The following is a 14,147-nucleotide window of genomic DNA, read 5'->3' on the forward strand; positions in this document are numbered from 1 at the left end:
GCTGAATTCACCGACCTTGCAAGCTGAATGCGTTTTAACGGCGCGTGCCTTTGAAGGTGATCCGCAGCTTTGAATCTACTGGGGTTTAACTATTGCGAGCCGCAAATGTTTAAGCAAGTTTGCGCCGCTTTGCGGCGCGTTCTTCGCGTTCACTTTGCTCTTGTCCAATCCGGAAACTTGTCTCAACAAAGTTCAGGTGCTCCCGCGCGGCGTTTTCGGCGCGGTCCGGGTCGCCGTCCAGGATTGATTGGACTATTTCCTGGTGTTGATCCAACAGCTTGCGTCCTGATCCATCCATGGTGCGTAGAAACTTACGGTTATAGAACAGGCCCTGTCGGGTGAGATCATAGATGGACGCCATCATATGAATGAGCGTGGTATTCTGACTGGCATCCACGACCGCGACGTGAAGCGCGAGATCGGCCTCTTGGCTTGTCTCTGCGTCTCCAGATTCCCATGCTTCTTGCAGGGCTTTCAGAATATCGGCCAGACGCTCCTTGTCAGATTCAGTTGCCCGCTGGGCAGCGAGGCGGCTTGCAAAGGCTTCTTGTTCGCGACGGTATTCGAGATAGTCGTAAAAGGCGCTGCCATGGCGAGCGTAGAGCGCAAGCATTGCTGGAGACATGGCGCGGCCAGACAGCGTGGCAATATAGGTTCCCTCCCCGTGGCGCACGTGGACAAGTCCACGGTCTTCTAGAACTTGGAGGGCCTCTCGTAATTTTGGACGGGACACACCCATAGCCTCGGCAAGCTCGCGTTCTGACGGCAGCTTTCGTCCTTCTTTCAGGATCCCGTCGACGATCATTTGCTCAATCTGATCGACGACCGCTTCGGAGATTGATTCGTGACCAACCCGGTCAAATGGACTTGTGTCACCCATGGCTCAGCTCCGCGCGCAAGAATTGGTTGTCACTTATCTTTACCACTGGATCCGATCATTACAAGGGTTGCAGCAGAATTCTGCAAATTCTTGATAGAAAATGATTTATTCAAGAAATCTGCAATTATTGCAGCGACTTTATTGGAATTATCGATGGCCAACTGATGGGAATAATCACATTAACTGGTAAATTAAATTATTGACATGAGTCAGTGGTAAATAATATTGACCATCATACGGGATGCCCTTGGCACCGAATGCAGCCGTGGAGGCGGACTGCTCGCACTCTGGAGGAGAGACATATGAAAAAGACCCTGACATCGATGGCGATTGCCGCCACCGTGCTGACCGCACCGGTTGCAGCATTTGCTGACAAACTGCTTCTGAAAACCCCAATCGCGTTCTCGACGTCACTGCCAGGACTGGGGTCGCCCATTCCGCGCGTGGCCGAACAGCTTGACCTGATGTCAGGCGGCACCCTGAAGATGAAAGTCTATGAGCCGGGTAAACTGGTTCCGCCGTTCGAGATCCTCGACGCTGTATCGTCGGGCAAGATCAACTCCGGCTACACCACTGCCGGTTACTGGGCGGGTAAAATCCCCGCTGCCCCCCTGTTTTCTGCCGTGCCGTTTGGCCCGGAAGCCGGTGAATACATGGCGTGGCTTTACTATGGCAACGGCATGAGCCTGTATCAGGAAATGTATGATCAGGCCGGTTTCAACGTGAAGGTTCTGCCCTGCGCCGTCATTGCCCCGGAAACCTCCGGCTGGTTCGCCAAGGAGATCAACAGCCCCGGTGATCTGGATGGCCTGAAGATGCGTTTCTTTGGACTGGGCGGCAAGGTGATGCAACGCCTCGGCGTGGCAACCTCGCTTCTGCCTGGTGGCGAGATCTTCCCGGCGCTGGAAAAAGGCGCGATCGACGCGACCGAGTTTTCGATGCCGGCCATTGACGCCCGTCTTGGTTTCCACAAGCTGGTCAAATACAACTACTTCCCCGGCTGGCACCAGCAGGCCACCGTGTTTGAATTGCTTGTGAACAAGGACGTGTGGAACGACGCCAGCGACCAGCACAAGGCGATCATCGAAAACGCATGCAAGGCCTCGATGACCGACAGCTTTGCCGAAGGTGAGGCCATCCAGCACGCTGCCCTGATCGACAACGTTGAGAACAACGGTGTGTCCATCAAAAAGTGGAATGACGATATGCTCGCCACCTTCCGCGAAAACTGGGACGCTGTGGCCAAGGAAGAAGCTGCCAATGACGCCTTCTTTGCAAAAGTTCTGGGTGATTTGACCGAGTTCCGTGACGGCTATGCCATCTGGAAAGAAAACGCCTTCCTCCCGCGCAAGTAACCCATTCTTGCGCAGAGGGGCGGACACCCACCTTATCCGCCCCTCACACTTTGCGCGGCACACTTCCTGCCGCGCACTTTTTATCCCTTTGTTTGTGACTTTTCCGCCCCGCGATCCGTGCCCAATTGGCGCCAGCTTCTGAGGAGGAACCCATGGCCCAGAACATCCCCAATACCGACGATCCCATTGACGTCTACGAGCATATCCTTGAACACGAGGAGCGCGACACCCAGGCTTTGGCGATTTCCATCGACAAGACGGTCAAAGGGGTCGGCAATGTCGTGATGTGGGTCAATCTTCTCTTGGTGGCCGCCATTGTGACGCAAGTCAGCCTGCGCTATCTCTTCAATGTGAACTTCCCCAAGCTTGATGAAATCCAATGGCATTTCTACGGGTTGGTCACCATGATCGGCATTTCCTATGCGCTGGTCACCGACAGCCATGTGCGGGTCGATATCCTGCATATGCAGCTTTCGCGCCGCGCCCAGCGGGTGATCGAGATGATCGGGATCCTGACGCTGATGGTGCCTTTTATCTATCTGATGATTGATCAGGGTTACGATTATTTCTACGAAAGCTGGCGCGTGAATGAACGTTCGGACAGTCCGACCGGCCTGCCAGCCCGCTGGGCGTTGAAAGCGGTGATCCCGGTCAGCTTCATCCTGCTGGCACTCGCAGCCATTGCGCGTCTTGTGCATGACGGCCACGCGCTTTTGACCAACTATGCGGACGAGCGGATGGGCAAGGATCTGCGCCTGATCCTTTGGGCGCTGGTGGGATTTGCCGTGCTTGCGACGGCGCTGACCTTCTTGGTGGAAAGCACCGAGGAAAAGCTGGTCATCGCCATGTTCCTCACCTTTATCGCGCTTTTGTTCACCGGCTTCCCGGTGGCCTGGACGCTGGCCGGAGTTGGTGTGGCCTATTGCGGGCTGGCCTATCTTTTCGACAATGGGATGATGAACTGGACCGGGCTGGAAGAGACCCTGACCGGGCTTGATTATCTGACCCTTGGCGCGGTGGTAAACCGGGTCTACGCCACGATGTCGAATGCGGTTCTGGTGGCGCTTCCGATGTTCATCTTCATGGGGCTGATGCTGGATGAAAGTGGGGTTGCCGAACGTTTGATGGGCGCAATGCAGCGCCTGTTTGGCACCGTGCGCGGAGGGCTGGCGATTACGGTCACGATGATCGGGATTATCCTTGCAGCGTCCACCGGGATCATCGGCGCTTCCGTTGTGCTCTTGGGTGTGCTGTCGCTGCCATCGATGATGGAGCAGAAATACAGCCCCTCTCTGGCCGCCGGTGTTGTGTCTGCATCTGGTACGTTGGGTATCCTCATTCCACCCTCAATCATGCTGGTGATCATGGCCGACCAGATGGCGCTTTCCGTGGGTGACCTCTTTATGGCAGCGGTCTTTCCCGGTGTGATCATTGGAGGTCTCTACCTGACCTATATCTTTGTGATTGCGCTGATCAAACGCGATGTAGCTCCGGTGCCTGAAGGGGCGAAGCGCCCGGATTGGGATGCGGTTAAGGATGTGCTGATTGCCGTTCTGCCAACGCTGGGCCTGATCCTCGCTGTGCTGGGTTCGATCTTTGCGGGCCTCACCACGCCGACTGAAGCATCAGGTGTGGGTGCCCTTGGCGCGACCCTGCTGGCGCTTGGCTATCGCAAGCTGACCCTTCGCAAATTGGTCAATGTGCTCAAGGCGACCTTCAACACCACCGCCTATATCTTTGCGATCTTCCTCGGCGCGACTGTATTCAGCTATGTGCTGCGCGAATTGGGTGGTGACGCCCTGATTGAAGATATGATCCATGGCGCGGGCCTTGGACCGAACGGCACGGTCTTCATGATCCTTTTCATTGTCTTCCTCTTGGGCTTTGTTCTGGACTGGATCGAGATCACCCTGATCGTGCTGCCGCTGATGCGTCCCATTGTGAACGCGCTGGGTCTGGACATTCCGGGCTTTGGGGCGATCGATGAACCTGCGCTGGTGTGGTTTGTGATCCTTGTGGCGGTGACGTTGCAAACAAGCTTCCTCACGCCGCCGGTTGGATTTGCGCTCTTCTATCTCAAAGGGGTCTGCCCGCCTGAGATCAAGTTGACCGATATCTACAAGGGCATCATCCCCTTCGTTATTCTTCAGCTTCTCGGTCTCATGTTCGTCTTCCTCTGGCCGGCGCTGGCCACATGGTTGCCATCGGTCGCCTATTGAGGAAGGGTGATCCTATGAGTGATCAAGACCTTATCCAGAAATTGCAGAAGATCTGCGGGCGGCGGCATGTGATGACCGGCGCCCGGCGAACAGCTCGGTTCCGCAAAGGGTTTAGATCGGGGGAAGGGGACGCGCTGGCTGTGGTGCAGCCGGGCACGTTGCTTGAACAATGGAAGATCCTTCAGGCCTGTGTCGCCGCAGATAAGATCGTCATCATGCAGGCGGCCAATACCGGGCTGACCGAAGGATCGACCCCAAAGGGCAGCTATGATCGCGATGTGGTTCTGATCAACACGCGGCGCATGGATGGGTTGCAGTTGATCAAGGACGGTAAGCAGGTGATTTCCTTTCCGGGGTCAACGCTTTTTGCGCTGGAAAAATTGCTCGCGCCGCTTAAGCGCCAACCCCATTCGGTGATCGGATCGTCCTGCATCGGTGCGTCGGTCGTTGGGGGCGTGTGCAATAATTCCGGTGGTTCTCTGGTCGAGCGCGGCCCCTCTTATACCGAGCTGTCGCTCTATGCGCGGATCACAGAAGATGGGCAGCTGGAGCTGGTTAACCATCTCGGCATTGCGCTTGGGAACACACCGGAAGAGATCCTGACCCGGCTGGAGCGCGGAGAGTATTCACCCGATGATCTGGAAAGTTCGAACCGCAAGGCGTCAGACACGGATTATGCCCGCCGTGTGCGCAATGTGGATGCGGATACGCCCGCGCGGTTCAATGCCGACATGTCGCGCCTTTACGAGGCGGCGGGATGTGCGGGGAAGCTTGCAGTATTTGCCGTACGGCTTGATACCTATCCGATGAATGATGCCGAACGCACCTTTTATATCGGCACCAGGGACACTGCCGCGCTGACCGAACTCAGACGCCGGATCCTCGCTGATTTCGACACGCTGCCCGTGTCCGCGGAATATATGCATGAAGAGGTGTTCGACCTCTCGGATCGCTACGGTAAGGATACGATGGTGATGATCGACAAGCTGGGCACGGACCGGCTGCCGATGTTCTTTGCCATGAAAGGTGCCGTGGATGCGCGGCTGTCGAATGTGCCGGGGATGGCGAATTTCACTGACCGGTTCATGCAGGCCCTTGCCCGGATTTGGCCGGATATTCTGCCAAAGCGGATGCGTTCTTTCCGCGCCAAACACCCACATCATCTGATCCTGAAAATGCGCGATGGCGGAATTGCCGAGGCACAGGTGCTTCTGGCTGAGATGGCGAGCACCGCTCAGCTCGAATTCTTTGAATGCAACCCGCGCGAAGCCAAGATGGCGGGGCTGCATCGCTTTGCGGCGGCGGGCGCTGCAGTGCGCTACATGAATGTTCACCGGGCTGAAGTGGAAGAGATCATCGCGCTAGATATCGCACTGCGCCGCAATGACCGGGAGTGGTTTGAGGAACTGCCCCCAGAGATCAGTGGTCAACTGGTCAGCAGTCTCTATTACGGGCATTTCATGTGCCACGTATTGCATCAGGACTATATCGTTAAGAAGGGCGCCGACCCGAAGGCTCTGAAAGAAGCGATGCTGAAGATTCTTGATGCTCGTGGTGCGGAATATCCGGCTGAACACAACGTGGGGCATCTTTACGCGGCCAAGCCGGACCTTGCGGCGTTCTACAAGTCAGTAGACCCGACCAATTCGATGAACCCGGGGATTGGAAAAATGTCGCGTAAAAAGAACTATGCCTGACATGGGCAGCGACACGATAGAAAAGAAAACGAGCGCTGATGAGGATCGGGAAACGCGCAATTATCACGATCTGTTAAGGGGCAGGGCGTAGTCAGAACGCCCCCATGGCGATGCCAGCACCAAGGGCCATGCCGATGTCTCGACATTTTTCCAGATCCTCCCTGAGGATCGTCTTTTCGGCCATGATTTTCTCAGGTGTCTGCGCATGGGTGCAGACAATCAGAGAGGGCTGAACCTCTTTCAGGCGCCATCCGGTGGCGATGCGAGTTATCTGCCTCACCGCATTTTCACCATCTGATCCTGCACAAACCATTACCGCATATGGACGCCCCTCAATCCGCCCCAGGACGGGATAGTAGCTGCGATCAAAAAAGTCCTTCATCACTCCGGAAATGGCAGCAAGGTTCTCTGGACCACAGAATATATACCCATCTGCCGCCAGCAGGTCCCCGGGCCCAGCCTTATCGGCGGGCAACATGACCACTTCAATCTCCTCTTGAGCAGCGTTCGCGGCCGCTTTTGCCATCTGATGACTGCCACCGGTGCGAGAATGATAGATGATAAGGAGATGGGGCATGAACAGATCATATCAATGACCCAAGATGTCGTCTATCAGCGCGCATCGGTGTTGGATGAATAATGCGCCGCGTCCTTACTAAGATCTATTTGGCAATTGACCGCTTCCGCGACGAACTACTCAATGACGAAATCTTCCACGGCCTACAGGAAGTCAAAGTCATTCCCTAAGCGATCAATCACAGACGCGCCAAAATACGCTCTCGACTTGAAACGAGCAAAGTTCCCGAACGGCCCCAAATGAACACTTAACCTTTCTGCAAACCGAATGGGTTAAAGCCAATTGGAGGCGAGATTAGATCTCTCCAGAGTTTTCAGGTGAAAGGCCTTCATCATGCATAGGGCAACAAAGAAATTGAGTTGCCTCGCAGGTCAAAGGTTTCCTTGGATAGGTCAATGCCAGAAAGCAGCTGTTTGAATGGCTTCTGAAAGTTCCTATTCGTAGAGCGCCAAGAATGGCGGACCCGTCCGAACTACGATGCTTTTAGGGTTTTCAGGACTGCCCGCCCTCTTTTTGTGTCAAAAAACTCCGGGCGACCGACCAGCCAATACCCTGCTTCGGATTTCGCAATCTTATCCGACAGTGGCACCAAGCTGCCGCCGGCCAGCAGTTCCTCGACCACACCCAGCCAGGCCAATGTTGCCCCTGCGCCGGTCAAAGCCAGATGCAGGGCGAATCCATGATCATTGACTGTCATCCGTTCGGTTGATTGCAGGGTATTATCGCCGGTTTGGCTTTGCCATTCCTCCCAACCAATCCAGCGCGCTTCTGGATCTTCTTGATCGATAATCGTAAGCTCGGCCTTCCCGGTTTCGATTGGAGCCTTCTGGAATTTCTCGACCAGATCAGGAGCCGCAACCGGGCAAACAGCTTCGGTCATCAGCAATCGTGCGTCGAAACCAGGCCAATCGCCATTGCCGAAAAGGATTAGGCAATCCGCCTGCTCTTTAAGAATGTCAGCATCCTTTACAAGCGTGATCACCTTCACTGGAACCGCCAGATCTTTGGACAGAATCGTCAGCTTTGACGAAAGCCAATAGGTCCCGATCCCTGGATATGTGGCGATGGTGAAGGCAGAATCTTCTGACGCCTGGCGCAATCTATTTGATGTTCTGCGAATGGCGTCGAATGAATGGCTCAACGTTTCGAACAGGTCATTGGCCGCAGACGTCGGCACAAGACGTCCCCCTTCCTTGACAAAGAGAGCGACGCCCAGATCTTCCTCTAAGCGCTTGATTTGGTAACTAATCGCCGGTTGCTGCACATTCAGTTTCTTGGCGGCAGCCGTATAACTTCCGAGAAGGAACGCTTCTTCAAAGGCACGCAGACCTTTTAGGGTGGGCAGATTTTCGGCCATAAAATTATTTTATCCATTTCGTGATTTTTTCCTTATATCACAAAACTCAATTTCAAAATAATTAATCCTACCAAGAGCGTGTTCATAGGACTAGGAGGCCTCATGCCCGCACAGATCGAAGCCTTTCTCGCTTCCGCCCGCGCCCATGATGAGGTGATCAAACCTGATGTGGACGCATGGAACGAGGTAAGGATCTGGCCACGCGAAGCCTCCGACAAAGCAACCACATTGGGGCTGACCGGGCTTTATGCGCCGGAGGAATTCGGTGTCCTGGGGCTGTCGCTGTGATCGGTCACAAATTGCAGGTACGGGCGCGAGGCCTCCCTGATGTGCCCATTCCAGAGGGGTTCGGCGAAAGCTGACCCCAGCCGGACACCCCGCGTTGATCAAAAGGGAGGAGTGATCATGCAAGAGAACTATATGCAGTTCCCAAAAACAGCAGCCAACTATGTGCCATTGTCGCCCGTGTCGTTTCTGAGCAGAGCCGAAGCCCTGCACGGTGCCCGTACTGCAGTGATCTATGGAGACATCAAGCGGAGCTGGACCGACATGGCATCGCGCGTCCGATTGGTAGCAAGCGGGCTGATGTCTGCGGGGATCGGCAAAGGGGACACCGTGTCTGTCTTGTGCCCGAATATCCCCGAGCTGTTCGAGCTGCATTTCGCGCTTCCCTTAACCGGTGGGGTGATCAATACGCTCAACACCCGGCTTGAGCCTGAAACGATCGCCTACATTCTCGATCATGCGGATTCGAAACTTGTGATCGTGGACCGGGAACTGATCCCGCTTCTGACCCGTGCATTCGAGGCTCTGGGCCGAGAAATCCCTGTCATCGAGATCACAGACCCCAACCAACCAACCACGCACACTCTCGGTGGATCAACATACGAGGATCTGTTGGAGCGAGGGCACCCTGTTGGAACCATCGGTTTGCCCGACGACGAGTGGGACGCGATTGCCCTGAACTACACCTCAGGCACCTCGGGGCGGCCTAAGGGCGTGGTCTATCACCATCGCGGCGCCTATCTGATGGCGCTTGGCACCGTGGCGGCGTGGAAAAAGCCGCATTACCCGGTCTATCTGTCCGTCGTGCCGATGTTCCACTGCAATGGTTGGGGCCATCCTTGGGTGATCGCCATGCTGGGGGGGACTATGGTCTTCACCCGGACACCCACCCCAGACCTTATCCTCGACGCGATCCGGCAGCACGGCGTGACCCATTTTGGCGCCGCTCCCATCGTGTTGCAGATGCTCGCAGAGGCTGAAACCGGGGAAACGGCCGCGTTCGAGCCGCCGATCAAGGTGTTGACCGCTGGCGCCCCTCCGCCGCCTTCGGTTCTGGAAAAAACCCGCAGCATGGGCCTCGACGTTATGCAGGTCTACGGGCTGACCGAGACCTATGGCCATATCTCGAAATGTCTCTGGCAAGAGAGCTGGGGCGACCTCGACGCCCGCGAGCAGGCCGAACTTCAGGCACAACAGGGCATAGCCCTGCCCATGGTCGAAGCCGTATCGGTCATCGATTCCGAAACCGGCCAGCCCGTTCGCCGTGATGGCGAAACGCAGGGTGAGATCGGCGTGCGCGGCAACACGGTGATGAAAGGGTACTACAAGGACCCCGAAGCCACGGCGAAAGCCTTTGAAAACGGCTGGTTCTGGTCGGGCGATGCAGCGGTTGTACATGCAGATGGCTATATGCAGATCCGTGATCGACTGAAGGATGTCATCATCTCGGGTGGTGAGAATATTTCATCGGTCGAAGTGGAAGCCGCACTCTATCGTCACCCCTCGGTTCAGGCCGCTGCCGTCGTCGCCATGCCGCATGAAAAATGGGGTGAGGTGCCTTGCGCATTCGTCGAGCTGCGCTCCGGGGCACAAACCTCTGCAGACGAGATCATCGCTTTCTGCCGCGGGCACCTTGCAGGTTTCAAGGCACCCAAAGCCGTTGTTTTCCAAAACCTTCCCAAAACCTCCACCGGCAAGATCCAGAAGTTTCAGCTTCGCGAAGCCGCAAAATCCATGAGTACCTGAATGGCTTACACTATCTCACACTCGCGCCGTCTGCGTTCGACCCCCTTTACTCCCGGTGTCGAAACCGCTGGCGTCACCTCCTATACGGTCTACAACCGGATGTTGTTGCCAACGGTATTCGAAAGCGTGGAATTCGATTATCGACACCTCAAACAGCATGTGCAGGTTTGGGATGTATCGGTGGAACGCCAGATCGAATTGAACGGGCCGGATGCGTCCCGCCTGATGCAAATGCTGACACCGCGTGATCTTGGCAAGATGAAGTCGGACCAGTGCTTTTATGTGCCGATCACCGACGAAACCGGCAAGATGCTGAATGATCCTGTTGCGATCAAACACAGTGACACCCGCTGGTGGGTGTCAATTGCCGACAGTGATCTGCTTCTTTGGGTCAAGGGGCTGGCCGTGGGCAAGGGACTGGATGTCCGTGTTTTCGAACCGGATGTGTCCCCATTGGCAGTACAGGGTCCGAAAGCAAATGACCTTTTGGAGCGGGTGTTTGGGCCGGAAATCCACGAGATCCGCTTCTTCCGTTACAAGCGACTGCCCTTCAAGGATACGTCCTTCATCATTGCCCGCTCGGGGTATTCGAAGCAGGGCGGCTTTGAAATCTACGTTGAGGGCGCCGAACACGGCATGCCTCTGTGGAACGCGTTATTCGAGGCCGGCAAGGATCTGAACGTGCGCCCTGGCTGTCCGAACCTGATCGAACGGATCGAGGGCGGGCTGTTGAGCTATGGCAACGACATGACAATGGACAACACGCCGCTGGAATGTGGGCTGGGCAAGTTCTGTAAACCTGCCGAAGGGAACGATCACATCGGCCATGCAGCATTGTCGCGCGAACTTGCAGAGGGCCCTGCCCGCCAGGTCCGCGCGATTTCGATCCCCGGAACACCCTTGGTTCCAGCGCGTGCCGCCTGGCCACTTATGCAAGACGGCAAGCGTGTTGGGCAGGTTACCTCGGCGGCGTGGTCGCCGGATTTCGAGACCAATGTCGCAATCGGCATGGTTGACGCGGGCCACTGGGAGGATGGCACCGAGTTGACCGTAGAGACGCCAGAAGGCTCGCGCAGCGCGCTTGTGAAGGAAAACTTCTGGGCCTGAGGCAGACTGCCTGTCCGCTCAATCGCGGTCAGGCAGCGACGAATTCAATCTGAAGAATGGAGGAGAACAAAATGGCAAATGAGCCACCACTTATGGAACTGCCCATCAAGGTCGCCGATGGCGGCTTTTACGATGGTTTTAGCAAAGACGTGACCATCACGGCCAAAATCCTGATCGGCGCGCTGATCATTTGGGCCGTGGCATTCCCGCAAAACGCAGCTGGTATCCTGAACGGGCTGAACAGCTTCCTTCTGGCCAATTTCGCAACCTGGTACATTTGGGTCGTGGCGTTTTTCATCTTGGTCTGCGTGGTTCTTGCGATCCTGCCCTCGACGGGGCGGCTGCGGATGGGCCTGCCGGGCGATGAGCCCGAGTTTTCGAACTTCTCTTGGTTCTCGATGATGTTCGGTGCCGGGATCGGCATTGGCATGCTGACCTTTGCCACCGCAGAGCCGATGTATCACTTTGCCAACAACCCCGAAGTGATTCAGGGTCTGGCCGAAGGGTCAACCGCTGAGAATGTGCGCAACGCCTATAAATGGTCGTTCTTGCACTGGGGCTTCTCGGCCTGGGCATGTTATGCGCTGGTCGGCCTTTCGCTGGGATACTTTTCCTATCGCCGCAACCTGCCGCTGACCATCCGTTCTGGGCTGTCACCGCTGTTCGGCTCACGCCTGTCGGGTCCATTGGGGCATATCATTGATATTGTTGCGGTTGTTGCTACCGTTCTTGGCGTCGCCCAGACGCTTGGTTTCGGGGTTGAGCAATTCGTTGCCGGCATGCACCGGATCGGTGTTGGAGACTGGCTGCTGAATGCTGACGGCAAAGCAACCACCAGCGCCATCATATTCGCCCTGCTGATCATCATGGGTGCCTCGACTTTGTCTGCCCTGTCTGGCGTTGGCAAAGGCATCAAATGGCTGTCGAACATCAACATGGGTCTCAGCTTCTTCTTGCTGGCATTCTTCCTGATTTTCGGGTCGGCTTTGTTCGGTCTGCAAGCACTGTTCGTTGGCCTGTTCGACTATGTCGTTGCTCTGCCAGGGTTGCTGTTCAAGGTTTGGCGCCCGGATGGCACCGAAACCGGGGACGCACTTGCCGGTTGGCAAGGCGGCTGGTCCGTCTTCTACTGGGCTTGGTGGATTGCCTTTGCACCGTTCGTCGGCGTGTTCCTTGCGCGTATCTCGCGCGGGCGGACTGTTCGCGAATATGTGCTGGGTGCCATTATCATCCCATCGGTTATGTGTTTCGTCTGGTTCACAATCGTTGGCGGTACTGCAATCGACCTGACGCTGAATGGCGGCGCCGGTGACGCGATTTCTGGTGCTGGGCAGCAGTCACAGCTGTTCGCCATGCTGGACGTGATCCTGTCGAGCGGCTTTGCTTGGGTTATGGCAGTGATCGTCGTTGTTTTGCTTCTGACCTATCTGGTCACTTCCGCAGACAGCGCTGTTCTGATCGTCAACACGATCAACTCCGGCGGAAATGAAGGGCCAAAACGTCGCCCACATATCATCTTCTGGGGTGTGGCGTTGGCACTGGTTGTCGGAGCACTCCTGATCGTCGGTGGTCTGGGCGCAATTCAGACGGCGATGGTTATCGGCGCGCTTCCCTTCAGCTTTGTGATGGCTCTGATGGGTGTTGCTTTGATCAAGGGCATCGTCCGCGATGGCCGCCGCGAAAACCTTGGGGTGCAAAGCGTCCACGTCGAGGAATGATAAAAATTGGGCGGGCTTGCAAGAGCCCGCCCTGACCTATTACTAGGCAATAATACTACGCAACAGATCCAAAGTTGGCCCACATGTCTCAGCAACAGCCCCTCTCCTCCTTTTCCAATGTGACCGTTGAACAGGACGGCGATGGGATTTGGGTCGTCACCCTAAACCGCCCTTCAAAACGCAATGCGCTTGACGAGACCACGATCGAGGAATTGATTGAACTGTTCTCAAAGGCGCCGCGACTGGGAGCGCGAGCCATTGTCCTAACGGCGGCGGGTGATCACTTTTGCGCAGGTCTGGACCTGATCGAACATCACGACAAAGATCGTAGCCCTGCCGATTTCATGCACGTCTGCATGCGTTGGCACGAGGCCTTCAACAAAATGGAATATGGCGGTGTTCCGATCATTGCCGCGCTGCATGGTGCAGTTGTCGGCGGCGGGCTGGAGCTGGCGAGCGCAGCCCATATCCGCGTCGCAGATCAAACCGCCTACTTCGCGCTGCCCGAAGGCCAGCGTGGGCTGTTCACCGGGGGTGGCGCGACGATCCGGGTCACCGACTTGGTCGGCAAGGCCCGGATGATTGATATGATGCTGACCGGACGCGTCTATCAAGGACAGGAAGCGATGGATGTTGGACTGGTGCAGTATCTCGAAACCGGATCGAGCCTGGACAAGGCCCTTGAGCTGGCCCGAAACTCCGCCGCCAACCTGCCTCTATCCAACTTTGCCATCTGCTCGGCCGTCAGCCATATGCAAAACATGTCTGCTTTGGATGCGGCCTATTCCGAAGCCGTTATCGCGGGCGTCGTGAACACTCAGCCAGCGGCGCGCGAGCGCCTTGATGCTTTTGCGAAAAAGACCGCAGCAAGGGTTCGGCCCAACAGCTGAAGTCGAGAACCACATCTGGGTCAGAAAACGCTCAAACACGGATCAGTCGCTCAGACCGAATTAGCGACTTGGTTGATATTCAGTGACCCAGATAGGCAAACATGACGCCAAACACACCAACCACCACAAGGCTTAACGCCCAAATAATGTCGAGGTTGAACCAGGTCTTGGACAGGAATTTCAGGCCAAGCCACAGATAGATGACAATGGCGATCACCCCGCCTGCCAGCGTCATGGCCAGCGTATGGACCCCAGACACGAGGAAGGCCGTCATGACATTGCTGCCCATCAGGCTTTGGGCCGCCAGGTGGCCAGT

11 protein-coding genes and 1 pseudogene are annotated in these 14,147 nt (G+C 56.1%); 8 read left to right on the forward strand and 4 right to left on the reverse strand.

Annotation, left to right across the window (positions count from 1 at the left end; all coding sequences use genetic code 11):
• Positions 1-109: 109 nt before the first annotated feature.
• The gene (locus tag O2N63_RS13610) at positions 110-880 is read right to left on the reverse strand and encodes a FadR/GntR family transcriptional regulator (protein WP_271054823.1); all 771 of its coding nucleotides are present in this window, start codon (positions 878-880) and stop codon (positions 110-112) included.
• 302 nt (positions 881-1,182) lie between these two features.
• Here O2N63_RS13610 and O2N63_RS13615 point away from each other — a divergent pair, with 302 nt between their 5' ends.
• The 3 genes from O2N63_RS13615 (at position 1,183) to dld (ending at position 6,151) form a co-directional block, all read left to right on the forward strand.
• The gene (locus O2N63_RS13615; RefSeq protein WP_271054824.1) at positions 1,183-2,235 is read left to right on the forward strand and encodes a TRAP transporter substrate-binding protein; all 1,053 of its coding nucleotides are present in this window, start codon (positions 1,183-1,185) and stop codon (positions 2,233-2,235) included.
• A gap of 152 nt (positions 2,236-2,387) precedes the next feature.
• Complete coding sequence (locus tag O2N63_RS13625; protein WP_333780737.1) at positions 2,388-4,454, forward strand: TRAP transporter large permease subunit; 2,067 nt, start codon at positions 2,388-2,390, stop codon at positions 4,452-4,454.
• A gap of 14 nt (positions 4,455-4,468) precedes the next feature.
• Positions 4,469-6,151: a D-lactate dehydrogenase gene (gene dld / locus O2N63_RS13630; RefSeq protein WP_271054825.1), complete on the forward strand. Its 1,683-nt coding sequence runs from the start codon at positions 4,469-4,471 to the stop codon at positions 6,149-6,151.
• 91 nt (positions 6,152-6,242) lie between these two features.
• Here dld and O2N63_RS13635 read toward each other — a convergent pair whose 3' ends face one another.
• On the reverse strand, positions 6,243-6,728 hold the full coding sequence (locus O2N63_RS13635) for a flavodoxin family protein (protein WP_271054826.1): 486 nt from the start codon (positions 6,726-6,728) through the stop codon (positions 6,243-6,245).
• A 472-nt stretch (positions 6,729-7,200) separates the two neighbouring features.
• The gene (locus O2N63_RS13640; RefSeq protein WP_271054827.1) at positions 7,201-8,085 is read right to left on the reverse strand and encodes a LysR family transcriptional regulator; all 885 of its coding nucleotides are present in this window, start codon (positions 8,083-8,085) and stop codon (positions 7,201-7,203) included.
• 102 nt (positions 8,086-8,187) lie between these two features.
• On the opposite strand from O2N63_RS13640, the gene O2N63_RS13645 reads away from it, so the two are divergent.
• The 5 genes from O2N63_RS13645 to O2N63_RS13665 all read left to right on the forward strand — a co-directional run bounded on the left by O2N63_RS13645 (position 8,188) and on the right by O2N63_RS13665 (position 13,831).
• Positions 8,188-8,373: an acyl-CoA dehydrogenase family protein gene (locus O2N63_RS13645; RefSeq protein ID WP_271054828.1), complete on the forward strand. Its 186-nt coding sequence runs from the start codon at positions 8,188-8,190 to the stop codon at positions 8,371-8,373.
• A gap of 117 nt (positions 8,374-8,490) precedes the next feature.
• On the forward strand, positions 8,491-10,116 hold the full coding sequence (locus O2N63_RS13650; RefSeq protein ID WP_271054829.1) for an AMP-binding protein: 1,626 nt from the start codon (positions 8,491-8,493) through the stop codon (positions 10,114-10,116).
• Positions 10,117-11,223, forward strand: coding sequence for a dimethylsulfoniopropionate demethylase (locus tag O2N63_RS13655; RefSeq protein ID WP_271054830.1), 1,107 nt, complete (start codon positions 10,117-10,119; stop codon positions 11,221-11,223). It begins immediately after the preceding gene.
• A 71-nt stretch (positions 11,224-11,294) separates the two neighbouring features.
• Positions 11,295-12,941 carry a BCCT family transporter gene (locus tag O2N63_RS13660; RefSeq protein WP_271054831.1) on the forward strand — a complete coding sequence of 549 codons (1,647 nt, stop codon included), beginning with the start codon at positions 11,295-11,297 and terminating at the stop codon, positions 12,939-12,941.
• A gap of 83 nt (positions 12,942-13,024) precedes the next feature.
• Positions 13,025-13,831, forward strand: a complete 807-nt coding sequence (locus O2N63_RS13665) for a crotonase/enoyl-CoA hydratase family protein (protein ID WP_271054832.1) — start codon at positions 13,025-13,027, stop codon at positions 13,829-13,831.
• A 79-nt stretch (positions 13,832-13,910) separates the two neighbouring features.
• Here O2N63_RS13665 and O2N63_RS13670 read toward each other — a convergent pair.
• Positions 13,911-14,147, reverse strand: a pseudogene (locus O2N63_RS13670) (hypothetical protein); the annotation flags it as partial.

This window comes from Aliiroseovarius salicola (assembly GCF_027891095.1).
Classification (GTDB): Bacteria; Pseudomonadota; Alphaproteobacteria; order Rhodobacterales; family Rhodobacteraceae; genus Aliiroseovarius; species Aliiroseovarius salicola.